General features: G+C 70.3%; 18 protein-coding genes and 1 tRNA gene. 13 read left to right on the top strand and 6 right to left on the bottom strand.

What is annotated here, in order from left to right; translation table 11 throughout:
- Window positions 1-171: 171 nt before the first annotated feature.
- Window positions 172-1,722: an FAD-binding oxidoreductase gene (locus F1D61_RS02065; protein ID WP_203156304.1), complete on the bottom strand. Its 1,551-nt coding sequence runs from the start codon at window positions 1,720-1,722 to the stop codon at window positions 172-174.
- A 393-nt stretch (window positions 1,723-2,115) separates the two neighbouring features.
- Between F1D61_RS02065 and rnr the strand changes: the two genes are divergently transcribed.
- The 5 genes from rnr to rpmG all read left to right on the top strand — a co-directional run bounded on the left by rnr (window position 2,116) and on the right by rpmG (window position 7,429).
- Window positions 2,116-4,428, top strand: coding sequence for a ribonuclease R (gene rnr / locus F1D61_RS02060; RefSeq protein ID WP_246775676.1), 2,313 nt, complete (start codon window positions 2,116-2,118; stop codon window positions 4,426-4,428).
- A gap of 95 nt (window positions 4,429-4,523) precedes the next feature.
- Window positions 4,524-4,955, top strand: a complete 432-nt coding sequence (locus tag F1D61_RS02055; protein WP_203158885.1) for a DUF983 domain-containing protein — start codon at window positions 4,524-4,526, stop codon at window positions 4,953-4,955.
- A complete protein-coding gene (locus tag F1D61_RS02050) occupies window positions 4,918-5,649 on the top strand; it encodes an NUDIX hydrolase (protein WP_203156302.1) in 732 nt (243 codons plus the stop codon). Before F1D61_RS02055 ends, F1D61_RS02050 begins: the two co-directional genes overlap by 38 nt.
- Window positions 5,650-5,963: 314 nt before the next feature.
- Window positions 5,964-7,133 (top strand): MFS transporter, encoded by a 1,170-nt coding sequence (locus tag F1D61_RS02045; RefSeq protein WP_203156301.1) that lies wholly within the window; start codon window positions 5,964-5,966, stop codon window positions 7,131-7,133.
- Window positions 7,134-7,261: 128 nt separating this feature from the next.
- Window positions 7,262-7,429, top strand: a complete 168-nt coding sequence (rpmG, locus tag F1D61_RS02040) for a 50S ribosomal protein L33 (protein ID WP_048427126.1) — start codon at window positions 7,262-7,264, stop codon at window positions 7,427-7,429.
- A 72-nt stretch (window positions 7,430-7,501) separates the two neighbouring features.
- On the opposite strand, the gene F1D61_RS02035 is transcribed toward rpmG, so the two are convergent.
- A complete protein-coding gene (locus tag F1D61_RS02035) occupies window positions 7,502-7,966 on the bottom strand; it encodes a hypothetical protein (protein ID WP_203156300.1) in 465 nt (154 codons plus the stop codon).
- Window positions 7,967-8,212: 246 nt separating this feature from the next.
- Entirely contained in the window at window positions 8,213-9,643 is a 1,431-nt protein-coding gene (locus tag F1D61_RS02030) for a multicopper oxidase family protein (protein WP_203156299.1), read from the bottom strand.
- A 175-nt stretch (window positions 9,644-9,818) separates the two neighbouring features.
- On the opposite strand from F1D61_RS02030, the gene F1D61_RS02025 reads away from it, so the two are divergent.
- From F1D61_RS02025 to F1D61_RS01995, 7 genes are all read left to right on the top strand, one after another.
- Window positions 9,819-9,903, top strand: a tRNA-Leu gene (locus tag F1D61_RS02025).
- Window positions 9,904-10,046: 143 nt separating this feature from the next.
- Window positions 10,047-11,453 (top strand): trigger factor, encoded by a 1,407-nt coding sequence (gene tig, locus F1D61_RS02020; RefSeq protein ID WP_203158884.1) that lies wholly within the window; start codon window positions 10,047-10,049, stop codon window positions 11,451-11,453.
- A gap of 113 nt (window positions 11,454-11,566) precedes the next feature.
- Window positions 11,567-12,196 carry an ATP-dependent Clp protease proteolytic subunit gene (locus F1D61_RS02015; protein WP_048427128.1) on the top strand — a complete coding sequence of 210 codons (630 nt, stop codon included), beginning with the start codon at window positions 11,567-11,569 and terminating at the stop codon, window positions 12,194-12,196.
- Between the two features lie 311 nt (window positions 12,197-12,507).
- Complete coding sequence (clpX, locus tag F1D61_RS02010; protein WP_048445376.1) at window positions 12,508-13,779, top strand: ATP-dependent Clp protease ATP-binding subunit ClpX; 1,272 nt, start codon at window positions 12,508-12,510, stop codon at window positions 13,777-13,779.
- 270 nt (window positions 13,780-14,049) lie between these two features.
- The gene (gene lon, locus F1D61_RS02005; RefSeq protein ID WP_203156298.1) at window positions 14,050-16,473 is read left to right on the top strand and encodes an endopeptidase La; all 2,424 of its coding nucleotides are present in this window, start codon (window positions 14,050-14,052) and stop codon (window positions 16,471-16,473) included.
- Between the two features lie 819 nt (window positions 16,474-17,292).
- The gene (locus F1D61_RS02000; protein ID WP_203156297.1) at window positions 17,293-17,637 is read left to right on the top strand and encodes a hypothetical protein; all 345 of its coding nucleotides are present in this window, start codon (window positions 17,293-17,295) and stop codon (window positions 17,635-17,637) included.
- Between the two features lie 166 nt (window positions 17,638-17,803).
- Window positions 17,804-17,968: a hypothetical protein gene (locus F1D61_RS01995; protein WP_203156296.1), complete on the top strand. Its 165-nt coding sequence runs from the start codon at window positions 17,804-17,806 to the stop codon at window positions 17,966-17,968.
- An 80-nt stretch (window positions 17,969-18,048) separates the two neighbouring features.
- On the opposite strand, the gene F1D61_RS01990 is transcribed toward F1D61_RS01995, so the two are convergent.
- Window positions 18,049-19,221: an acetate/propionate family kinase gene (locus F1D61_RS01990; RefSeq protein ID WP_203156295.1), complete on the bottom strand. Its 1,173-nt coding sequence runs from the start codon at window positions 19,219-19,221 to the stop codon at window positions 18,049-18,051.
- A gap of 60 nt (window positions 19,222-19,281) precedes the next feature.
- On the bottom strand, window positions 19,282-20,319 hold the full coding sequence (locus F1D61_RS01985) for an ABC transporter ATP-binding protein (RefSeq protein ID WP_246775675.1): 1,038 nt from the start codon (window positions 20,317-20,319) through the stop codon (window positions 19,282-19,284).
- Window positions 20,320-20,505: 186 nt separating this feature from the next.
- On the opposite strand from F1D61_RS01985, the gene F1D61_RS01980 reads away from it, so the two are divergent.
- Window positions 20,506-21,321, top strand: a complete 816-nt coding sequence (locus tag F1D61_RS01980; protein ID WP_203156294.1) for a universal stress protein — start codon at window positions 20,506-20,508, stop codon at window positions 21,319-21,321.
- A gap of 114 nt (window positions 21,322-21,435) precedes the next feature.
- Here the strand turns inward: F1D61_RS01980 and F1D61_RS01975 are convergent, their stop codons facing one another.
- On the bottom strand, window positions 21,436-21,753 hold the full coding sequence (locus tag F1D61_RS01975) for a phasin family protein (RefSeq protein WP_203156293.1): 318 nt from the start codon (window positions 21,751-21,753) through the stop codon (window positions 21,436-21,438).
- Window positions 21,754-22,025 lie beyond the last annotated feature (272 nt).

Genomic DNA, 22,025 nt, shown 5'->3' with positions numbered 1-22,025 from the left:
GATCGCGGTTTTGACGTGAGAATGGAGGGGCCGGAGCGATCCGGCCCCTTTTTTCATCAGCGTCGCGATCTCTCAAATGTCGACACCTCTCCTCGTCATCCCGGGTTCCGTCACGCGGCCCCGGGATGACGATGGAGGGTGTGAGGTTAGTCGGCCCAATCAAACCGGCTCTTACGCCGGCGGCGTGAGCGGAATGCTCTGCGGGAACTTGAACACGTTGTCCGGGTCGTATTGGCGCTTCACCGCGCAGAGCTTGTCGACGTTCTCGCCGTAATAGGCCTTGAGCCAGTTCGGCAGGTCGCGGCTCGGGAAGTTGACGTAGGATTGCGGGCGTACGTAAGCCTGCATCGCCGCGAAGTACTCGGTGAGCCAGGCCAGCTGGCGCCTGACGGTGTCGGGCGTGTCGAGCGGGCTCCACGACGCCTCCATCTCCAGGATGAAGTCGGAATCGCGGTGGACGTAGGCCGTGTCGGTCGGCTTGATGTCCTTCACCTTGCCGCCGGCCGCGAACAGGATGCCCATGTTCTGCTGCAGCAACGAGCCGCCGGGCCACTTCTCCATCCACGCCATCATCGTGTCGATCGCGTCGCCGCGAAGGTGGCCCGCGACGTAGCTCGACCGGATGTCGTAGAGGCCGATCGGATCGTCGGTGACGAGGTAGTCCCGCGCGCTCCAGTAATTCATGCCGTTGATCTCGGCGACGATCGGCTTCGACCGGGACAGGGGGCGGTCGAGCAGCGCCCTCAGCTGGGCGGGCGGGCCGAAGAACTGGCCGAGGGTCTGAACCCCGAGCCTGTCGCGCGTCACCTTGCCGCCGGTCGTCGGCACGAGCTTGCTGCGGGTCGAGATCAGGTGCGGATGGTTGAGCTGGATGTCCTGCAGGTCCAGCATCAGCTCGATCTGGTGCCTGGCCGGCCAGACGATGTTGAACACCGTCACGTCGTAGACCGGGTGCGGCTCGTAGGTGAACGAGGTGTGCACGGCGAAGTTGCCGCCGCCGCCGCCGCGGGCGGCCCAGAACAGGAGTTGGTCGTCGCCGGTCGCGGCGATGCCCCGGTGCAGCTTGCCGTCCGCCGTCACCGCGTCGGTCGCCCGCAGCGCGTCGCAGGTCAGGCCGTTGCGCGTCGCCGAGAAGCCCCAGCCGCCGCCGAGCGTGAGCCCGCTGATGCCCACGGTCGGGCAGCGGCCGGAGGGGACGGCGAGGCCGGTGGCCCGGAAGGCGTCGGCCATGTCCTGGTTGCTGGCGCCGGCCCCGATCGTGACGAGGCCGTCGGTGCGGAAGTCGATCGTGGCCATCGGCTTCACGTCGATGAGCAGGCCGGGCGTGGTCGAGAAACCGGCATAGTTGTGCCCGCCGCAGCGCACCGCGAAGGGCTTGGTCTCCTGCCGCGCCCAGTCGATGCACTTGCGGACGTCGTGATCGTCGACGCACATCGCGATCGCCAGGGGGGTGACGTCGGCCCAGCGGCCGTTATTCGGCCAGGCGGCGACGAGGAAGCCCGGCTCGCCCGGGCGGATCAGCCGCCCGTGCAGGTCGCGCCCCAGGGCATCGAGCCCGCACGGCGGCGATCCCGGCTGCGGTCCCTCCAGGGCCATCGCGCCGGGAATCCGGCTGCCGAGGGCGGCGCCCGCCAGCACGGCGCCCGACTGGAACAGCCGGCGCCGGCTCACGCGGGGAGAGGGCAGGGTGGAGACCATCTTGGTCGGCGAAGTCTCTGTCATGGCGTCTGATCGATCCCGGCCGATTCGGCCTGTCCGATCAGCCGATGCGCGTGCCACGCCGTCAACACGGCGTTGATGAGAAAATATTTTCCATGTTCCGAGATTGACTTCGATCTTCTGTGCTTGATCGGCCCGCCAGTCGATTCGTTCGTCGACTCGTCATGCGGCGGCCCGAGGCTCGTCTTCGGCGATTGGCTTTCCGACGCAGAGAGATGTCCATCCTGCACGGGCGGCGGCCCGGCGCGCCGCGCGCACCGGCGGTACCCGGTGGAGCGGCGGGGGACCGCCCGAACCCCGGCGTTGCCCCGCAGCCGCACTCATCCCATATTTGAGACTTGCGGCTGCGGCTTGCCCGCCGGGGAGCCGTCGCGTCACGCCGCCTGGATCGACCTGTTGGCCAAGAGAATTCATCCCAAGGGACCTCACCCGAAGCCGGCGCATGCCGTCCTGCCGACCCGCGAGGCCGTGCTCGCCTTCATCGAGGAGGCGCCGCAGAAGGTCGGCAAGCGCGAGATCGCCCAGGCCTTCGGCATCAAGGGGTCGGACAAGATCGAGCTGAAGCGCCTGATCAAGGAGATGCAGGAGGACGGCACGATCGAGAAGGACCGGGCCGGCCTGCGCAAGGCCGGAAGCCTGCCGCCGGTCGTCGTCGCCGATATCGACAGCCGCCGCGACCGCGACGGCGAGCTGGTCGCGCGGCCCGCGCAGTGGGACCCGGAGGCCGGGCCCGCGCCCCTCATCACCGTGCTGATGCCGCGGGCGGGGCGCCGCACCACCGGGCCGGCGCCGGGCACCGGCGACCGGGCGCTCCTGAAGATCGAGCCCGACGGCGACACGCCGGGGCGCTATATCGGCCGGGTCATCAAGGTGATCGGCCGCAACAAGGCCGAGACCCTCGGCGTGTTCCGGGCGCTCCCGACCGGGGGCGGGCGGATCGTGCCCGTCGACAAGAAGGCGCAAGGGCGCGAAATCGCGGTGCCGCCGGGCGGGGAGGGCGATGCCCTCGACGGCGACCTCGTCACCGTGACGCTGGGCCGCGAGGACCGGTTCGGGCTGACGCAGGGCCGCGTCAAGGAGCGCCTCGGCAGCCTCGGCTCGGAGAAGGCGGTCAGCCTGATCGCGATCCACGCCCACGGCATCCCGCACGTCTTCCCGCGCGAGGTGCTGGCGGAGGCCGAGTCCGCCCGCGAGGTCGGGATGGAGGGCCGCGAGGACTGGCGTGAGCTGCCCCTCGTCACCATCGACCCGCCCGACGCCAAGGACCACGACGACGCCGTGATGGCGGTCCCCGATCCCGATCCGGCCAATCCGGGCGGCTTCGTGGTCACGGTGGCGATCGCCGATGTGGCGGCCTATGTCCGGCCCGGCAGCGCCCTCGACCGCGAGGCGCTGCTACGTGGCAACTCGGTCTATTTCCCCGACCGGGTCGTGCCGATGCTGCCGGAGCGGATCTCGAACGACCTCTGCTCGCTTCGCCCCGGCCAGGACCGGCCGGCGCTCGCCGTCCGCATGATCGTGACGGCGGAGGGCAGGAAGCTCCGCCACAGCTTCCACCGGGTGATGATGCGCTCGCGGGCCAAGCTCGCCTACGCGCAGGCGCAGGCCGCCATCGACGGCCGGCCCGACGAGATCACCGGCCCGCTCCTCGACGGCATCTTGCGCCCGCTCTGGGCCGCCTACGAGGTTCTTGCGGCGGCCCGCGACGCCCGCGGGCCCCTGGCGCTCGACCTGCCCGAGCGCAAGGTGATCCTGAACGCCGAGGGCGGGGTCGACCGGGTGATCGTGCCGGAACGCCTCGCCGCGCACCGGCTGATCGAGGAGTTCATGATCCAGGCCAACGTCGCGGCGGCCGAGGCCCTGGAAGCCGTGCACCAAGCGCTGATCTACCGCGTCCACGAGGAGCCCTCGCTGGAGAAGATGCGGGCGCTCGGTGAGGTCATGGCCTCGATCGGCCTGAAGCTGCCGAAGGAGGCGAACCTTCGGCCCGCCCTGTTCAACCGCATCCTCGGCATGGTGGAGGGCAGCGAGCACCAGCTCTTCCTCAACGAGGTGGTGCTGCGCTCGCAGGCCCAGGCCGTCTACGCCGCCGAGAATGCGGGGCATTTCGGGCTCGCCTTACGCCGCTACGCCCACTTCACCTCGCCGATCCGGCGCTACGCCGACCTCATCGTGCATCGCGCCCTGATCCGCGCCTTCCGCTTCGGTTCCGACGGGCTGCCGGCGGGCACCGAGACCGGCGAACTCGCCGAGATCGGCCAGCAGATCTCGGCCGCCGAACGCCGCGCCATGGCGGCGGAGCGCGAGACCATCGACCGCCTGATCGCCCACCATCTCGCCGACCGGGTCGGCGCGACCTTCTCGGGCCAGATCTCGGGCGTGACCCGCTCGGGGCTGTTCATCAAGCTCGACGAGACCGGGGCCGACGGCTTCGTGCCGATCTCGACCCTCGGCGCCGATTACTTCCGCCACGAGGAGGGCCGGCACGCCCTCGTCGGCGAGCGCACCCGCCAGACCTTCCGCCTCGGCGACAAGGTCGAGGTGCAGCTGATGGAGGCCGCGCCGGTGGCCGGCGCCCTTCGCTTCGAGATCGCCGGCAGCGGCGGGCGGGTCGGCACCGTGGCTCCGGCCCGTGGTGGCCCGCGCAAGGGCCGGCCGGCGCCGGCGAACCGGGACAGCCTCACCAAGCGCCGCGGGAGACGCGCATGATCGAGATCCACGCCGGCCCCGCCGCCGAGCCGGTCGGCACCGGGCGCCCGCCCGCGGTGGCGCAATCGCCGGAGCAGCCGTCCTGGGCGCTGGCCATGTGGCGCGGCTTTCGCAACCGCTGCCCGCATTGCGGCGAGGGGCGGCTGTTCCATCGTTTCCTCAAGGTGCGGCATTCCTGCGAGGCCTGCGGGACCGAGCTGCACCACCACCGCGCCGACGACCTGCCGCCCTACCTCGTCATCTTCGTCGTCGGCCATCTCGCCGGAATCGGCATCCTCGAGAGCGAGATGCGCCTCGACGTGCCGCTGTGGTTCCAGATGACGTTCTGGCCCGGCCTCGCCCTCATCGCCTCGCTGCTCCTGCTCCAGCCGACCAAAGGGGCGGTGGTCGGGCTGCAATACGCCCTTGGCATGCACGGCTTTTCCGCGATACGCCGCGCCGGGGCCCGGGCGACGGATCGTTCGGGCCGGCACGAGACGGAGACGCGGGATGGCGGCAGGACCGACGGACGGGGCACCGGCTCCTGAGCGGAAGGCGCGGCCCCTGCGGATCCGCAACGCCGCGACGCTGATCATCCTCGACCGCTCCGGCGACCAGCCGAAGGTGCTGATGGGCAAGCGCCATGCCGGCCACAAGTTCATGCCCGGGCTGTTCGTCTTTCCGGGCGGGCGGATCGAGCTCGGCGACCGCTCGATGCCGGTCGCCGGCACCCTCAACGACCGGGCCGAACAGGCGCTCGCCGAGAAGGTCCACCCGCCGCTGTTCCATCTCGGCCGGGTCCTGGCGCTCGCGGCCATCCGCGAGACCTACGAGGAGACCGGGCTGATGATCGGCTCCCTCGATTACGGCCCGCCCGAGACCACGCCGCCCGGCGCCTGGAGCGCGTTTCGCGAGGCCGGGGTGATGCCCGACCTCGAACTGCTCCAGTTCGTCGCCCGGGCGATCACGCCGCCGTCCCGGCCCAAGCGCTTCGACACCCGGTTCTTCGCCGTCGACCGCGAGGCGGTGGTGGCCGAGACCCCCGGCATCGTCGGCCCCGATTCCGAGCTGACCGAGCTCGCCTGGGTCGATCTCGCGGCGGCGCGCCAGCTGGACCTGCCGCGCATCACGGCAATCGTGCTCGACGAGCTGGAGGCGCGGCTCGCAGCGGGGTTCGGCCCGATGCTGCCGGTGCCGTTCTTCCAGGACGTCGACGGCGAGCATACGCGGGAAGAGCTGTGATACGACCTCTGTGTGATGTGTTCGAGTAAAGGTGGGGCGCATCTCCCCTCTCCCGTGCGGGAGAGGGGCCGGGGGTGAGGGTGACACGCTTCAGTGTAGAGCACTGGGCGTGGTGTTGGCAGCGTGACGCCTTACGTTTTACTCGGCACCGTCTCCACCCTCACCCCTGCCCCTCTCCCACACGGGAGAGGGGATCCCGCGCTCGACTGGTTTTTGCGCGGATCAGGCGAACCTTATTTTCATGGGGTTTCGAGCCGGGCTGGCCTTCGTGAGCCCGGTGGTCCATATGGGCCGGCCCTGACGGCCGACTCATCATGACCCGCCTCACCCTCGCTTCCGAGTTCGACGCCGCGCGCCTCGCGGCCATCGCCGCCGCCATCACCTGCGTGGCGGTGGTCGGCATCGGGCTCAGCCTGTCGATCCCGCTCCTCTCGCTCGAGATGGAGCGGATGGGCCTGTCCAACACCTGGATCGGCATCAACACGGCGATCGCCGGCGTCGCGAGCATCGTCGTCCTGCCCTTCGTGCCGCGGGTGGCGGCGCGGCTCGGGGTGATGCCGCTGCTGCTCGGCGCCATCGCGGTCGCCGCGCTCGCGCTCCTCGGCTTCCGGGCGGTCTACGACTTCGCCTGGTGGTTCCCGCTCCGCTTCGTGTTCTCGGCGGCGTTGGGCGTGCTGTTCGTCCTCTCCGAGTTCTGGATCAACCAGGCGGCGCCGCCGGCCCGGCGCGGCCTGGTGATGGGGGTCTACGCCACGGTGCTGGCGCTCGGCTTCGCCATCGGACCGACGCTGCTGCGCGTTCTCGGCACCAGCGGCTGGGCGCCGTACCTCGCAGGCGCCGCCCTGTTCTGCGCCGGCACGCTGCCCCTGATGCTGGCCCGCAACCTCTCGCCGGAGATCCCGCACAAGGGCGGGCGGGGCTTCCTCGGCTACCTGCGGGTCGCCCCCTCGGCGACGCTGGCGGCCCTCGTCTACGGCGCGGTCGAGACCGGGGGCTTCGCGATCCTGCCGATCTACGGGTTGCGCCTCGGCCTCACCGCCGAGCAGGCCGCGGGCCTCGTCAGCATCGCGGCGCTCGGCAACGTGCTGTTCCAGATCCCCGTCGGTCTGCTCGCCGACAGGATCGACAAGCGCCGGGTGCTGCTCGCCGCCGCGTTCCTCGGCGCGGTCGGGGCCGCGTGCCTCCCGCTCGGGGCCGAGGATCCGTGGCTGCTGGCCGTGATCCTGTTCGCCTGGGGCGGCATCGCCGGCACGCTCTACACTGTCGGGCTCGCCCATCTCGGCGCCCGCTTCGACGGCGCGGCTTTGGCCGGGGCCAACGCGGCCTTCCTGGTGCTCTACAATATCGGCCTGGTGCTGGGGCCGCCGCTCGTCGGCGGCGGCATGGACCTCGCCTCGCCGCACGGCTTCGCCTGGTCGCTCGCGCTTCTCTTCGTCGCCTACCTCGCGGTGGTGGGCGGGCGGATGATCCGCGCCGCGCCCTGACGTCGCGCCGGGCTTGACGCCTCACGGGCGATGGGGCAGGAAGGCGCCGCGTTCTGGCCGGGCCTGCCCGGCCGTTTTGCGTTTCGGTCCTCCGGGCGCAACACCCATCACTCACAAGAGGTCGCGCCATGGCCAAGGCCGTCACCATCAAGATCAAGCTGCTCTCGACCGCCGATACCGGCTATTTCTACGTGACCAAGAAGAACTCGCGTACCAAGACCGACAAGCTGTCGTTCAAGAAGTACGACCCGATCGCGCGCAAGCACGTCGAGTTCAAGGAAACCAAGATCAAGTAAGGGTGTGGCTGCCTCGCGCAGCGTGAAAAAGGCCGCCCGCGAGGGCGGCCTTTTTCCGTTCGGGGCCCTGCCTCAACCGAACAGGTAGAGCGCGCCCGGGAGCGCCATGAGGCCGGCGGCGCAGCCATAGGCGAGCCACAGGCCGGGCTTGCGGGCGGCCAGCCGGCGCAGGCGCTTGGCGGTCGGCCCGGCCTTGACGGTGCGCCCGTTGACGCACGAGCAGAGCAGGGTGTGGGCCTCGCCGGTGCTCAGCTCGAAGAAGCGGCGAGCCTCCCCGAAGGTGTCGCCGGCAAGTCCGCTCGCCCGCAGCACCGGGTCGGCATAGGCGAAGGCGAGGGGGGAGTTGTCGGCCCGGATCCCGCCCCGCATCGCGCGGGGTACGAACTCGATCTCCTCCAGGGTGATGAAGCTGCGGCCCGGATCGCGTTCGAGGATTTCGGCGAACCGTTCGAGCCGGGCCCGGCGGCCTTCCAGGAGGCCCGGGACGGTCTCGACGTCGGCGATGTCACGGATGTGGCGAAGCGGCTGATGTTCCATGCTGGGCACCTCGTCGATGCGCGGCAGCTCCTTGGGCGCTGCTGGTGTGCCAGCATGCGCCAAGCATCCGTCCGATGCATTGGCCCACGTTAACACATTCTCTCGATCGATCGACTGCCGAGCTTGAAGCAAGGGCCGCTAAAACGCTCGCTGACGAGGGCTTGAATACATCGCTTCACGCGCCGTCTTGGTTCGTCCGGCGATCGGGCTGCGACCGCCGGACGCATGATCGATGCGAGAGCAGCCTTACGTCACCTCGAACCAGCCCCACAGGCCGGTATCGAATCGCTCCAGGGCGGTAGCGCTCACCAGCCAGCGGCCGGGATTGTCGGCGAGGAACGCGATGCGGGCGGTGCGGCCCTCCAGCAGCTGGAACGTGTCGAGCCAGTAGGGCTCCCAGCCGTCGTCGAGGGGGTGGAGCAGCCGGAAGACGTGGCCGTGCAGGTGCAGCGATTGCGGGAAGGCGGTCGCGTTGGTGAGCGCCAGCACCACGGCGGTGTTGCGCTTGACCGAGAACAGGGGCGGGTTCTCGGCCCGGCCGGCCGCCCCGTTCAGCGTCCAGATCCGCGTCGGGTCGCCGGTAAAGCTCGGGGCCGCCTCCGGCTTGCCCTTGTCGACCACCGCGCCGCCCGCGATGGCGATGTCGCGCCGGAAGGCGTTCTGCAGCTTGATCTCCGGCGGCAGCAGCTTGTTCTCGCCGATCGGCGCCACGGGCGGCCGGGCCGCGACCGGCTCGCCCTTCGGGACGATGCGGGCGAGCGGCATGCCCTGGCCGATCAGCGCCACCACGGCGCCCGCGGGCTCGGAGGCTGCCGGCACGTCGAGCAGGATGTCGTAGCGGGTGCCGGGCTGGAACGGCAGCGTGGCGCGCAAGGGCTCGAACGTGTCGGTCGGCTGCCCGTCCACCGCCGCCACCCAGGCCTTGAGGCCGTCGAAGCGGATCCGGGTCGCCCGGGCGTTGCAGGCATTGGCGAGCCGCAGGCGAAGCCGGGTGCCGGGCGCCGCCTCGATCGTTTCGGGCGCGGGCCGTCCGTTGATCGTGAGCGCATTGCCGAGCCGACCGGAACTCGCCGCGAAGGCCGTCTGCCCGAACGGCGCCGGCGTCCCGTCGGGCTCCAGGCGCCAGTCCTGGAGGAGCAGCGGCACGTCGCGGTCGACGACCGGGGGCTTCGCCTCCTCGACCACCAGCATCCCGGCGAGCCCGCGCCCGGACGGCTCGCTCGACCCGCCGACCACGAGCGGCCGGATCAGGAAGGTGCCGGCATCCGGCGGCGTGAACTCGTAGAGGAAGCTCGCGCCGGGGGCGACCGGCGCCTGCGTGACCCCGCCGACCCCGTCCATCGCGTTGCGGTTGCGCACCCCGTGCCAGTGCAGCGACAGGGGCTTCTCGGTCTTGTTCTCGAGGCGCAGGCGGACGGCTTCGCCGAGCTTGACCCGCAGGACCGGCGGCGTTCCCTTGCCGTCGAAGGCCCAGACCGGGGTCTCGGGCGCGGGCTCCGGCTTGATCCGCGCCTTGGCGGGCGCCGCGATCAGGGCCTTCGCCTCCGCCGCGCCGGGCGCCGGCTGCGACGAGGGCGTCGCGGACGGGCCGCCTTGCGCCCGGACGAGGGTCGGGGCGAGGGAGAGGGCGGCGCCGGCGAGCAGCGCGCGGCGCGAGGGCGGCAGGGACGACGGCATGGCACCTCGCTGGATGGGGTTTTTCTCGCGCGGGAAGGGCGGTCCCTCGCGGCGATCCGCCTTGTAGCGGCGGCGCGGGCCCGGGGCGAGGCGCGGGTTAAAATTCTTGCTGCGTGACCGATCGACCATGCTATAGAGCCGCGCCCGGGTGCGTCAGGCCTCGGGCGCGAGCGTCGCGGGCGTGGCGGAATTGGTAGACGCGCTGGATTTAGGTTCCAGTGACGAGAGTCGTGGGGGTTCGAGCCCCTCCGCCCGCACCACCTCCGCCAGGCGACACGACGGATTGGGTTCAAGCAGCAGTGCCGGCCCCTTGTCCTGACGGTCCCGTCGCACGGCGTCGATACCAGCGCCGTCCGGGTCCGCAGCCAGGCCGGATTCGAAGGTGCAAGGCGGAATGACGACGATGCAGGTGACCGAGACCAAGTCCGACGGGCTCAAGCGCGAGTTCCAGGTGGTCCTGCCCGCGGCCGAGCTGGAGAGCCGGCTCGCGACGGAGCTCGACGGGATCAAGGGCAAGGTGCAGCTCAAGGGCTTCCGCCCGGGCAAGGTGCCGGTCGCCCACCTGCGCAAGGTCTACGGCCGCTCCGTGATGGCCGACGTCGTCCAGAACGCCGTCAACGAGGCCAACCAGAAGATCGTCGAGGACAACAAGCTCAAGCTCGCCCTCGAGCCTCAGGTGCAGATGCCCGAGGACAAGGATGAGATCGAGAAGGCGCTCGACGCCAAGGCCGACCTCTCGTTCAAGATCGCCCTCGAGGTGATGCCGAGCTTCGACCTCGTCGACCTGTCGGACGTGAGCCTGACCAAGCAGGTCGTCACCCCCTCCGACGAGGAGATCAACGCGACGATCGAGCGGATGGCCTCGGCCAACCGCCCGTTCCACGACCGGATGGAAGGCCAGTACGCCGAGACCGGCGACCGGGTCGTCATCAACTTCACCGGCCGGATCGACGGCACCCCGTTCGAGGGCGGCACCGGCGAGGACATCAACCTCGACCTCGGCTCCGGCACCTTCATCCCCGGCTTCGAGGACCAGCTGCTCGGCGTCCACGTCGGCGACGAGCGCCTCGTCAAGGTCACCTTCCCGGAGAGCTACGGTGCCGAGCACCTCGCCGGCAAGGAAGCCGAGTTCGACGTCACCGTGAAGGCCATCAAGTACCCGGGTGAGCTCGCGATCGACGACGAGCTCGCCAAGACCTTCGGCATGGACTCGCTCGACGCCCTCAAGGACGCTGTGCGCGACACCATGGGCCGCGAATACGAGGCGGCCTCGCGCCAGAAGCTGAAGAAGGGCCTGCTCGACGCCCTCGACAGCCGCTACTCCTTCGAGCTGCCCCCGAGCCTCGTCCACCAGGAATTCGCCGCCGTGTGGGCCCAGGTCGAGCAGGACCTGAAGAACCGCGGCAAGACCTTCGAGGACGAGGACACCACGGAGGAGAAGGCCCGCCAGGAGTACCGCCGGATCGCCGAGCGCCGCGTGCGCCTCGGCCTGGTGCTTGCGCAGGCCGGCGAGAGCGCCGATATCAAGGTCTCGGACGACGAGGTGAATCAGGCCCTGATCGCCCGCGTCCGCCAGTTCCCCGGCCAGGAGCAGCAGGTCTGGGATTTCTACCGCAAGACCCCGCAGGCGCTGGCCGAGCTGCGCGCCCCGCTGTTCGAGGAGAAGGTGGTTGACCACGTCCTCGGGCAGGTCAAACTGGTCGAGGAGCCCGTCTCCAAGGAGGCGCTGTTCGCCGACGAGGACGACGCCGAGGAGACCAAGGCTGATTCGGCCGAGGCCGCTCCCGCGGGTGAGTCCAACCCGGCCTGATCCTCGCCACGGCCCCGAACGGGCGGCGGGGACGGGGCCTGCGAGGTCATGCGTTTCCGCCGCTACCCCCGGCCGCCTCGAGGCGGCCGGGTTCCGTTCAGAGGGCCAGTGAGATGAGAGATCCGGTCGATTATTACAACAGCGCGCTCGTGCCCATGGTGGTCGAGCAGTCGAGCCGCGGCGAGCGCGCCTTCGACATCTATTCGCGCCTGCTGCGCGAGCGCATCATCTTCCTGACGGGCCCGGTCGAGGATTATTCCGCGTCGCTCATCGTGGCGCAGCTGCTGTTCCTCGAGGCGGAGAACCCGAAGAAGGAAATCTCCTTCTACATCAACTCGCCGGGCGGCGTCGTCACCTCCGGCCTGTCGATCTACGACACGATGCAGTTCATCCGCTGCCCGGTCGCCACGCTCTGCGTCGGCCAGGCCGCCTCGATGGGCTCGCTGCTGCTGGCCGCCGGCGAGGCGGGCCACCGCTTCGCCCTGCCGAATGCCCGGATCATGGTCCACCAGCCCTCCGGCGGCTTCCAGGGCCAGGCCACCGACATCCTGATCCATGCCCGCGAGATCGAGGCCCTGAAGCGGCGCCTCAACGAGATCTACGTGAAGCATACCGGTCGCGAGTACGAGGCGATCGAGCAGGGCCTGGAGCGCGACAACTTCATGACCGCCGACGCGGCCAAGGAGTGGGGCCTCATCGACGAGGTGCTGCAGAAGCGCGCCGAGGCGCCGGCCCAGGCGTAAGCGACACCAAGCGTCACCAAAAAAAGCTCGGCGGCAGGCCCGCGCGCCCGGGGAGCGTTCCCCGGAATGCGGGCCTGCCCCAAAAGGACAGGGGCCACTCTCGAAGGCAGGCCCGACGATGCGGCCATTTGGCGGGAGCCTGTCGCATCGATGGGATTGATCCCGGGGTGGCTGCGTGTTTGCATCGCGGTTCTGCACCGGGCGCCCGGCGGCGCGGGAGGCGGTGACTGTTTCTTTAGCCGGGCGCCACTATCTAAAAGCGATGCGGTCGCGTCCCCGGGGCGGGGCCGGTCGGGGACTTGGAGACCCATATGAGCAAGGCTGGCGGCAACGACTCGAAGAGCACGCTGTACTGCTCGTTCTGCGGCAAGAGCCAGCACGAGGTTCGCAAGCTGATCGCGGGCCCGACCGTCTTCATCTGCGATGAGTGCGTCGAGCTGTGCATGGACATCATTCGCGAGGAATCGAAGTCCTCGCTGGTGAAGTCGCGGGACGGCGTACCCACCCCGAAGGAGATTCGGCGGGTCCTCGATGACTATGTCATCGGCCAGGACTTTGCCAAGAAGGTCCTGTCGGTGGCTGTGCACAACCACTACAAGCGCCTGGCGCACGCGACCAAGCACAACGACGTCGAGCTGGCGAAGTCCAACATCCTGCTGATCGGCCCGACAGGGTCGGGCAAGACGCTGTTGGCCCAGACCCTGGCGCGCATCCTCGATGTGCCGTTCACGATGGCCGACGCGACGACGCTGACCGAGGCCGGTTACGTCGGCGAGGACGTCGAGAACATCATCCTCAAGCTGCTCCAGGCGTCGGACTACAACGTCGAGCGGGCGCAGCGCGGCATCGTCTACATCGACGAGATCGACAAGATCTCGCGCAAGTCGGACAACCCCTCGATCACCCGCGACGTGTCGGGCGAGGGCGTGCAGCAGGCGCTCCTGAAGATCATGGAGGGCACGGTCGCCAGCGTTCCGCCGCAGGGCGGCCGCAAGCACCCGCAGCAGGAATTCCTCCAGGTCGACACGACCAACATCCTGTTCATCTGCGGCGGCGCCTTCGCGGGGCTGGAGCGGATCATCTCGGCCCGCGGCAAGGGGACCTCGATCGGCTTCGGCGCCACCGTCCAGGCTCCGGACGACCGCCGCACCGGCGAGATCTTCCGCAACGTCGAGCCCGAGGACCTGCTGAAGTTCGGCCTCATCCCCGAATTCGTCGGCCGTCTCCCGGTCCTGGCGACCCTCGAGGATCTCGACGAGACCGCCCTGAAGCGCATCCTCCAGGAGCCGAAGAACGCGCTGGTGAAGCAGTACCAGCGCCTGTTCGAGATGGAGAACGTCGACCTGACGTTCCAGGAAGAGGCGCTGAGCCTCGTCGCCCGCAAGGCGATCGAGCGCAAGACCGGCGCCCGCGGCCTGCGCTCGATCCTGGAGAGCATCCTGCTCGAGACGATGTACGACCTGCCCGGCCTCGATTCGGTCGAGCAGGTGGTGATCGGGCCGGAGGTCGTCGACGGCAAGTCGCGGCCGCTCTACATCCACGGCGACCGCGGCAAGGACGCACCGGCGAGCGCCAGCGCCTGACCGTGACCTGAGAGGCCGCCGCGAAAACGGCGGCCTCTTGCTTGAGAGGTGGCCGGATGCGGCCGGGTGGCACGGTGCTTGAAAGCGGCGCCCCAAGGAGCCACCTGAGACTCAACGCGGCGGCCGCATGCTCACCCGACGAGGTGCGGTGCCGCGACCCGGCCGCTCTCCTCGTTTCCGACCCCCGCGGCCCGGTCGGCCCCCATCGTTCCTCCTGCTTGTCCCCATGAGGGGAGGGACCTGGGCGTCACCACACAAGGAAGTCAGTCAATGACCCAGCCGAAATCGCGCCAGCCCGTCGTCCCCGGTTCGACCGGGACCTACGCGGTCCTGCCGTTGCGCGACATCGTGGTCTTCCCGCACATGATCGTGCCGCTCTTCGTCGGCCGCGAGAAGTCGATCCGTGCGCTCGAGGAGGCGGTCCGCACCGACCGGCACATCCTGCTCGCCACCCAGGTCAACGCCACCGACGACGACCCGGCCACCGACGCGATCTACACCATCGGCACGCTCGCCAGCGTGCTCCAGCTGCTCAAGCTTCCCGACGGCACCGTGAAGGTGCTGGTGGAGGGCGGCGGCCGCGCCAAGATCCAGGATTTCACCCGCTCGGACGAGTACTACGCCGCCGACGCCGAGGTGCTGCCGAACGATCTCGGCGACAAGATCGAGGCCGAGGCGCTCGCCCGCTCGGTGATCTCGGAGTTCGAGAACTACGTCAAGCTCAACAAGAAGATCTCGCCCGAGGTGGTCTCGGCGGTGATCCAGATCGACGAGCCCTCGAAGCTCGCCGACACGGTCGCCTCGCACCTCGCGGTCAAGATCTCCGACAAGCAGGCGATCCTCGAGATCCCGACCGTCGCCCAACGGCTGGAGCGCGTGCTCTCGCTGATGGAGAGCGAGATCTCGGTGCTGCAGGTCGAGAAGCGCATCCGCACCCGCGTCAAGCGGCAGATGGAGAAGACCCAGCGCGAGTACTACCTGAATGAGCAGATGAAGGCCATTCAGAAGGAACTCGGCGACGAGGACGGCCGCGACGAGCTGGCCGAGCTCGAGGACAAGATCGAGAAGACCAAGCTGTCCAAGGAGGCGCGGGACAAGGCGCTGGCCGAGCTGAAGAAGCTGCGCCAGATGTCACCGATGTCGGCCGAGGCGACGGTCGTGCGCAACTACCTCGACTGGATGCTCGGCATCCCGTGGGGCAAGCGCTCGAAGATCAAGAAGGACCTGCCCGGCGCCCAGGCCATGCTCGATTCCGATCACTTCGGTCTCGACAAGGTCAAGGAGCGGATCGTCGAGTACCTGGCGGTGCAGCAGCGCGCCAACAAGCTCACCGGCCCGATCCTCTGCCTCGTCGGCCCCCCCGGCGTCGGCAAGACCTCGCTCGGCAAGTCGATCGCCAAGGCCACGGGCCGCGAGTTCGTGCGCATGTCGCTCGGCGGCGTGCGTGACGAGGCCGAGATCCGCGGTCACCGCCGGACCTATATCGGCTCGATGCCCGGCAAGATCGTGCAGTCGATGCGCAAGGCCAAGACCTCGAACCCGCTCATCCTGCTCGACGAGATCGACAAGATGGGCATGGACTTCCGCGGCGACCCGTCGGCGGCGCTCCTCGAGGTGCTGGATCCGGAGCAGAACGCGACCTTCAACGACCATTACCTCGAGGTCGACTACGACCTGTCGAACGTGATGTTCGTGACGACCGCCAACACCCTCAACATCCCGCCGGCCCTCTTGGACCGGATGGAGGTGATCCGCATCGCCGGCTACACCGAGGAGGAGAAGGTCGAGATCGCGCGCAAGCACCTGATGCCCGGCGCCCTCAAGAAGCACGGCCTCGAGCCCAAGGAATGGTCGATCACCGATGACGGCCTGATGCTCCTGATTCGCCGCTACACCCGCGAGGCGGGCGTGCGTAACCTGGAGCGCGAGATCTCGAACCTGATCCGCAAGGCGGTGAAGGAGATCCTGATCTCGGGGGTGAAGAGCGTGACGGTCTCGGCCGAGAACCTCGACACCTTCCTGGGCCCGGCGAAGTTCCGTTACGGCGAGATCGAGGCCGACGACCAGGTCGGTGCGGTCACCGGGCTGGCCTGGACCGAGGTCGGGGGCGAGCTGCTCACGATCGAAGGCATCATGATGCCCGGCAAGGGCAAGATGACGGTCACCGGCAACCTGCGCGACGTGATGAAGGAGTCGATCTCGGCGGCGGCGTCCTACGTCCGTTCGCGGGCCGTCGATTTCGGTGTCGAGCCGCCGCTGTTCGAGCGCCGCGACATCCACGTCCACGTGCCGGAGGGGGCGACCCCGAAGGACGGTCCCTCGGCCGGCATCGCCATGGCGACCGCCATCGTCTCGGTCATCACCGGCATCCCGGTGCGCCGCGACATCGCCATGACCGGCGAGGTCACCCTGCGCGGCCGGGTGCTGCCGATCGGCGGCCTCAAGGAGAAGCTGCTGGCGGCTCTGCGGGGCGGCATCAAGATCGTGCTGATCCCGGAGGAGAATGCCAAGGATCTGGCGGAGATCCCCGACAGCGTGAAGAACGGGCTCGAGATCGTCCCCGTCTCGCGCATGGATCAGGTTCTCGAGCGGGCGCTCATCCGCATGCCGGAGGCGATCGACTGGGACGAGCCGCTGCCGAAGGCCTCGCCCGCCCGCTCGGACGACGACGCGTCCGGACTGGTGGCGCACTGACCGCCTCGATCCTGTGCTGACATGAAAAGGCCCCCGGATCCGTGATCCGGGGGCCTTTTCCGTGGTGCGCCCAGCATGGGGGCGTTTCTAAGGGTGTGAGTTCCTCCGTGAGCTGGTCACCGCGAGCGAAGCGCGGCTGCGGCAGGGCGATCGACCGCGGGGAGGAAGCGTGGAGCGTGCCTGCGGGCCGATGAACGAGAATCGGGCAGAAGGCGCTGCCGAGCAGGGCGAGCGGGCCATGGACCGCGAAGCTCGCGTGACCAAGGCGAGGCGGCGTCGATCCGGCGGTCGTACATAGACCGCGGGCTACCGCCTCGCGCACCTCCGGGCGGGGCGGATCGCGCAGGCCGATCAGGCCGAGGAAGACGAGGTCCTGCTCGACGCCGTCCGCCGGAGTGGTGCGGCTCGCCTCCGGCCTCCGCCGGTGGACGACGCCCGGCATCCGCAAGCCGCTACCGGCAAGGCCCGCATTGTCCGCGACGTTCGCCTCGCGGCGCGCCGAGGCGAGCGGGCCCGACGAGACCCCGTCGAGCGCGCTCGCCTACGGCCTGTCCCTGGCGGAGCACGCGCAGGCCAAGGTGACCGTCCAGGCGGTCTCGGTCCGGCTGGTCCTGCCGCATGCCTGGATCTCCCGCTTCGTCGGCATGGTCGTTGCGGCCGAGAACCGGCGGCTGCGGGAGCTGGCCGAGGAAGCGGCCGAACGGGCCCGGGGCGATGCCTCCGCCGCCGGCATCCTGTGCACGGCGCAGGCCGAGCACCTGTCCGAACGACCGCCTGCTCGCGCGCTTCGCGGCCCAGGCCCGATTGCACGATCTCGCGGTGATCGACGCCGAGCCGCGGATGCTGACGGGCGATCGCGGCCTGATCAAGACCCTGCTGTTCGAGAGCGGCCGCCCGCTGATCGTCGTCCCGCCGGGCTGCGGGACGGCCGCGACGCGCCGCATCCTCGTCGCCTGGGATTGCAGCGCCCAGGCGGCCCGCGCCCTGCACGACGCCCTGCCGTTCCTCGTCCAAGCCGAGCGCGTCGAGATCGTCGTGGTGACGGGCGCGTGCGGGTGGCGTTCGGGCGCCCGGTCGTCGAGTCCCTGCTCTTCGCGGTGGCGCTGGCGGTCGGCCTCACCCCGAATTACTGCCGATGATCACCACCGTGACCCGCGATCCTGATCGCCGTCGCGGCGATCACGGTCCTTTCCCTCGCGGTGGCCGAGGCGGTGAAGCCTTGGGCCATGCCGACGCCAGCGATGGCCCCCCGGGAGACCGGCGAACCGCGCCGGCCGCTCGCGACGCCACGAGACCCCGCTCGTCGCGCGGGAACGGAGGGATGGTGGCGGTGAGCATGCAGACCTGCAACGCGATCGAGCCTCCCGGCGAGCCCGATTCCGAGATCCGTGCCTTCCTGGTGCAGCTTCTGGCCGGGGAGGGGCCTGTCGAGCGGATCGATACCCACGTCTCCACGATCCTGCTGGGCGTCGTTCGCGATCACGCAACGGCGTGATGCGAGGCGCCCTCGCCGCGGTGCTCGTGTTCCGGAAGGCGATCGACGGGGGGCGGTTCGTGGGGTGGCGAGCTGACCGGCTATCCCCGGCTGGCGGCCTCGGCGAGGCAGCGAACCACCGCCCGGGCGATCGGCAGTTCCTCGTTCGCCGGCACGACGTAGACCGCGACCCGCGATCCGGCCCTGCCGATGCACCGCTCGCCGCCCGCGTTGCGGGCCGGATCGAGCGCGACGCCGAACGCCGCGAGACCGGACGCGATCGCCGCCCGCATCCGCGGCGCGTTCTCGCCGATGCCCGCGGTGAAGACCAGGGCGTCGAGCCCGCCGAGCGCCGCCACCAGGGAGCCGGCCTCGCGCACCGCCCGATAGGCGAAGAGGTCGAGGGCCTCCGCCGCCCGCGGATCGTCGGAGTCCTGCAGCACCCGCACGTCGTCGCTGATGCCCGAGACCCCGAGCAGCCCCGAGCGCGTGGTGAGGAGATCCGCCACCGCGCCCGGCGACAGGCCCCGCTCGCGGATCAGGTGGAGCACGAGGCCGGGATCGACCGACCCTGACCGGGTGCCCATCATCAAGCCGTCGAGGGCGGTCAGGCCCATCGTCGAGGCGATGCTGCGCCGGTTGCGCAGGGCGCAGAGGCTGGCGCCGTGGCCGAGATGCGCGACGATCACCCGACCCTCCGCCCGCGGTCCCGCCACCTCCGGCAGGACCGTGGCGACGTGCTCGTAGGACAGGCCGTGGAAGCCGTAGCGCAGAAGCCCCTCGTCCGAGAGCGCCCGCGGGATCGGGAAGAGCTGGGCGAGGCGCGGCTGGCCGCGGTGGAAGGCGGTATCGAAGCAGGCGATCTGGGGCAGGCCCGGCCAGACCTCCGCCACCGCCCGGAGTCCCGCGAGGGCGAGGGGCTGGTGGCCCGGGGCGAGCGGCACCAGCCGGTCGAGGCGGGCGAGAACCGCGTCGTCGATCCGCACCGGCGCCGAGAAGTCCCGTCCGCCATGCACGACCCGGTGCCCCGCCGCCCGCACGGCGAGGCCCGGCACGCGCCGGAGCGCGTCGAGGAGCCAGGCGACGGCGCCGGCATGGTCGCAGGCCGTCGGCGGGGCGCCGGTGAGCGCCAGGGGGCCGGAGATCTCGAGCCGGGGAGACGCGCCGAGACCCGAGACCCCGCCGCGGCACAGGAGAGCGAGCGACTCCGCTGCGTAGAGGGCGAATTTCAGGCTCGAGGAGCCGGCGTTGATCGCCAGGATCGCGTCGGTCATGTCGGGTCTCCAGCGCCGATCCGTCGTAACCGGGCCCGGGCCCGCGCCCCTTGATCCAGATCACGCCCGTTCGGCGGCCGGACCCGACGTCGCCCGGACGATCAGGTCGTACTTCGTGCGCGTCACGCTCACGTCCCGGAACCAGCCGACGAGGTCGCCCCAGGGGTCGTTCATGTGGGCGAGCCCCGACACGAAGGCGACCACGGTGCCGATCTCCGCCTCGCCCGCCGCGACGGCGTAGCCGCCGACCGCCAGGATGCCGGCGACGCCGAGGTGGTAGGACAGGTTCATCAGGACGTTCATCGAGAACTTGAAGCCGAAGATGCCCATGTTCAGGCGGAAGACGCCGCCCAGGCGGTCCAGCTCCGCCGGCGTCGGCCCCGGCAGCGCCGCCGGCCGCTCGACCAGTCCGCCGCTGATCCGGCGCAGGAGGCCGACCCGGGCGGCGACGCGGCGGTTGATCGCCCGCTGCATCAGCGGCACGAAGACGAGCTGGGGCGAGAACACCGCGAGCGTCACCAGCGCCATCGGCGGATGGAGGAACGCCAGGTAGGCGAGGGTGGAGACGAGCACGCCGGCCTGCAGCAGCGGCTCCGACAGGCACACCCCGACGAAGCTGCCGACCGGCTCGGCCTCGTCCAGCACCATCGCGATCGCGATCCCCCGCTCCGGGCCGGAGGCGGCGTGGAGATCGGCCATGATGGCGGCGCGCAGGCGCCGGACGGCGCGCTCGCCGACAAAGCCGCGGCCGAGATTGAGCGCCAGCTTGAGCCCGCCGAGGCCGGCAGCGGCCAGCATGTAGAGCAGGGCGAGCCCGAGGAGCGGATGCGGATCGGCGCCGCGCACGGCCAAGCCCGTGGCCAAGCTCACGGCGCGGCGCTGGAGTTCGATGGGCGCGAGGCCGGCCAGGAACACCGCGACCGCCAGCAGCGCCAGCCCGACCTGCGCCAGCGCGCTCTCGCGCCAGATGAAGGCGAGGAGGGAAGGCGCCATGTGATTTCGCGCGGCGCGGCGCGGGACCGGGCCGGCGGCCTCGGGCGGGTCCTGCCGGCGGGGTCGGGCGAGGTCGGCCGTGTCCGGGTGCAGGCTCGTCGGCATGCCGTCGCCCCTGGGGAGCGGGGGCGAATCCTCGACGAGAGCCGCCCCCATCAGCGTTCGCTAGCCCAACCTGTCCATTGCCGCCTTGAGGCGGGTCAAGTCCCACGGCGCCCGCTTGCGCTGGATCAAGGTGGCGCCTCCCCGTCGGGCGGATCCTCACCGGGTTCCCGCAGCGGGAGACCGGCCGTGATCAAGGATCTGACGATCGTCGTCGACGGGGTGGGCCGGCGCGCCGCGCCCTACGGGATCACGCTCGCGGCGATGCTCGAGGCGACCGTCTCGGCTGTGAGCGTCCTGCCGCTCGTGCCGTTCCAGACCTTCGCGCAATCGGAAATTCGCTACGACCTCGTCGTGGCCGCCGAGCAGGATGCCCGCGAGCAGGCCGCCGCGGCGGTCGAGGCCGTGGCCAAAGCGGCGCGGGAAGCCGGAATCCCGTGCGAGACGAGCGCGATCTGCACCTCGGCGCCGCTCGCGCCGTTGCGCCTCGCCGGCTTCGTGCATCTGAGCGACCTCGCGGTGATCGAGCAGGCCGACGAGGCCGCGCCCAAGCCGGCCGACGCCTATCTCGACACCCTGCTGTTCCAGGGCGCGCGACCGGTGCTGATGGTGCCGTATAACCAGCTGGCGCCGCCCCGATTCTCCTGTGCGGTCGTCGCCTGGGACGGCAGCGCGCCCGCGGCGCGCGCTCTCGGCGACGCGCTGCCGCTCCTGCGCCGTATGGCGCGGGTCGAGCTCGTCAGCGTGACCGACGAGCCGGTGCCGGAGGCGACGCGCAGGCGTGCGATCCGCCATCTCGCCCGGCACGGGATCGAGGCGACGGTCGAGGTCATCCCCGGCGGTGTCCCGGTGGGCGAGGCGCTGCTCTCGCACGTGTCCGATCGCGGCGCCGATCTCCTGGTGATGGGCGCCTACGGCCATTCGCGGCTGCGCGAGGCGATCCTCGGCGGGACCAGCCGGACGATCCTCGCTTCGATGACGGTCCCGGTGCTGATGTCGCGCTGACGAAAGCGCCCTCGATGCACCTCAACGTGGGTTCATCGCGACGGTGGCCTCCCTCCCGTCCTGCCGACCGTTCCCAGGCCGAATCCCGGGCCGAGGGCGGCGTGAGGCCGATGCTCACCCTGGCACGGCGATGTCGACGACATCGCGGGAGAGCGCATCCGCCTCGCGCTGGTAGTCGGTGAAGGTCTTCATCAGGAAGTCCGTCTGGAGCTCGATCGTCTCGGCGGGGGAGCCGCAGCGGCCGAGCGCCGCGACGTGCTCGGCCTGGGCCTGCAGGCGACGGCTGCCGAAGGTCAGGATCTCGGCGGCGAGCCGCAGCGGCAGGTCGATGCCGAAGCTGCGCCAGAGCTTGGATTCCGTGGTCGGCAGCGCGGCCATGTCGCCGAAGCCGGAGACCGGCGGTGTCTCGGAGCCTGTGGTCCTGGACGTCATGATCGTCTCCTGTTCGCATCCGATGTTGCCGTGGCGGCAGGGTGATCGTCGAGAATGGCCGTCACGCCGGGCGGGGTGGACGCATCGCCGCCGCATGGGGAAACGTCAGGCGCTGACGCCCTCGGAGGTTTCTGGAGCCCTCCTTCGAGGCTCCCCGCGGTCGAATGCGATCTTCGATCGCCAGCACCTCAGGACGAGGTCGCCGATGGGAAGCACCGGAGCCGCACACGAGCCGTCCTGTCGCGGACCGTGTGCAACGCGATCGTGACGCT

Origin of the sequence: Methylobacterium aquaticum, from assembly GCF_016804325.1 — a bacterium.
Taxonomy (GTDB): Bacteria; Pseudomonadota; Alphaproteobacteria; order Rhizobiales; family Beijerinckiaceae; genus Methylobacterium; species Methylobacterium aquaticum_C.
The sequence above is the reverse complement of the archived record's forward strand: the minus strand, read 5'-3'. Positions and strand labels throughout refer to the sequence as shown.

Excerpts from the sequence above, each read along its gene's own strand:
- F1D61_RS02065 (WP_203156304.1), bottom strand. The coding sequence starts at position 1,722 with ATGACAGAGACTTCGCCGACCAAGATGGTCTCCACCCTGCCCTCTCCC.
- F1D61_RS02055 (WP_203158885.1), top strand. The coding sequence starts at position 4,524 with ATGTGGCGCGGCTTTCGCAACCGCTGCCCGCATTGCGGCGAGGGGCGG.
- F1D61_RS02050 (WP_203156302.1), top strand. The coding sequence starts at position 4,918 with ATGGCGGCAGGACCGACGGACGGGGCACCGGCTCCTGAGCGGAAGGCG.
- F1D61_RS02045 (WP_203156301.1), top strand. The coding sequence starts at position 5,964 with ATGACCCGCCTCACCCTCGCTTCCGAGTTCGACGCCGCGCGCCTCGCG.
- rpmG (WP_048427126.1), top strand. The coding sequence starts at position 7,262 with ATGGCCAAGGCCGTCACCATCAAGATCAAGCTGCTCTCGACCGCCGAT.
- F1D61_RS02035 (WP_203156300.1), bottom strand. The coding sequence starts at position 7,966 with ATGGAACATCAGCCGCTTCGCCACATCCGTGACATCGCCGACGTCGAG.
- F1D61_RS02030 (WP_203156299.1), bottom strand. The coding sequence starts at position 9,643 with ATGCCGTCGTCCCTGCCGCCCTCGCGCCGCGCGCTGCTCGCCGGCGCC.
- tig (WP_203158884.1), top strand. The coding sequence starts at position 10,047 with ATGCAGGTGACCGAGACCAAGTCCGACGGGCTCAAGCGCGAGTTCCAG.
- F1D61_RS02015 (WP_048427128.1), top strand. The coding sequence starts at position 11,567 with ATGAGAGATCCGGTCGATTATTACAACAGCGCGCTCGTGCCCATGGTG.
- clpX (WP_048445376.1), top strand. The coding sequence starts at position 12,508 with ATGAGCAAGGCTGGCGGCAACGACTCGAAGAGCACGCTGTACTGCTCG.
- lon (WP_203156298.1), top strand. The coding sequence starts at position 14,050 with ATGACCCAGCCGAAATCGCGCCAGCCCGTCGTCCCCGGTTCGACCGGG.
- F1D61_RS01990 (WP_203156295.1), bottom strand. The coding sequence starts at position 19,221 with ATGACCGACGCGATCCTGGCGATCAACGCCGGCTCCTCGAGCCTGAAA.
- F1D61_RS01985 (WP_246775675.1), bottom strand. The coding sequence starts at position 20,319 with ATGCCGACGAGCCTGCACCCGGACACGGCCGACCTCGCCCGACCCCGC.
- F1D61_RS01975 (WP_203156293.1), bottom strand. The coding sequence starts at position 21,753 with ATGACGTCCAGGACCACAGGCTCCGAGACACCGCCGGTCTCCGGCTTC.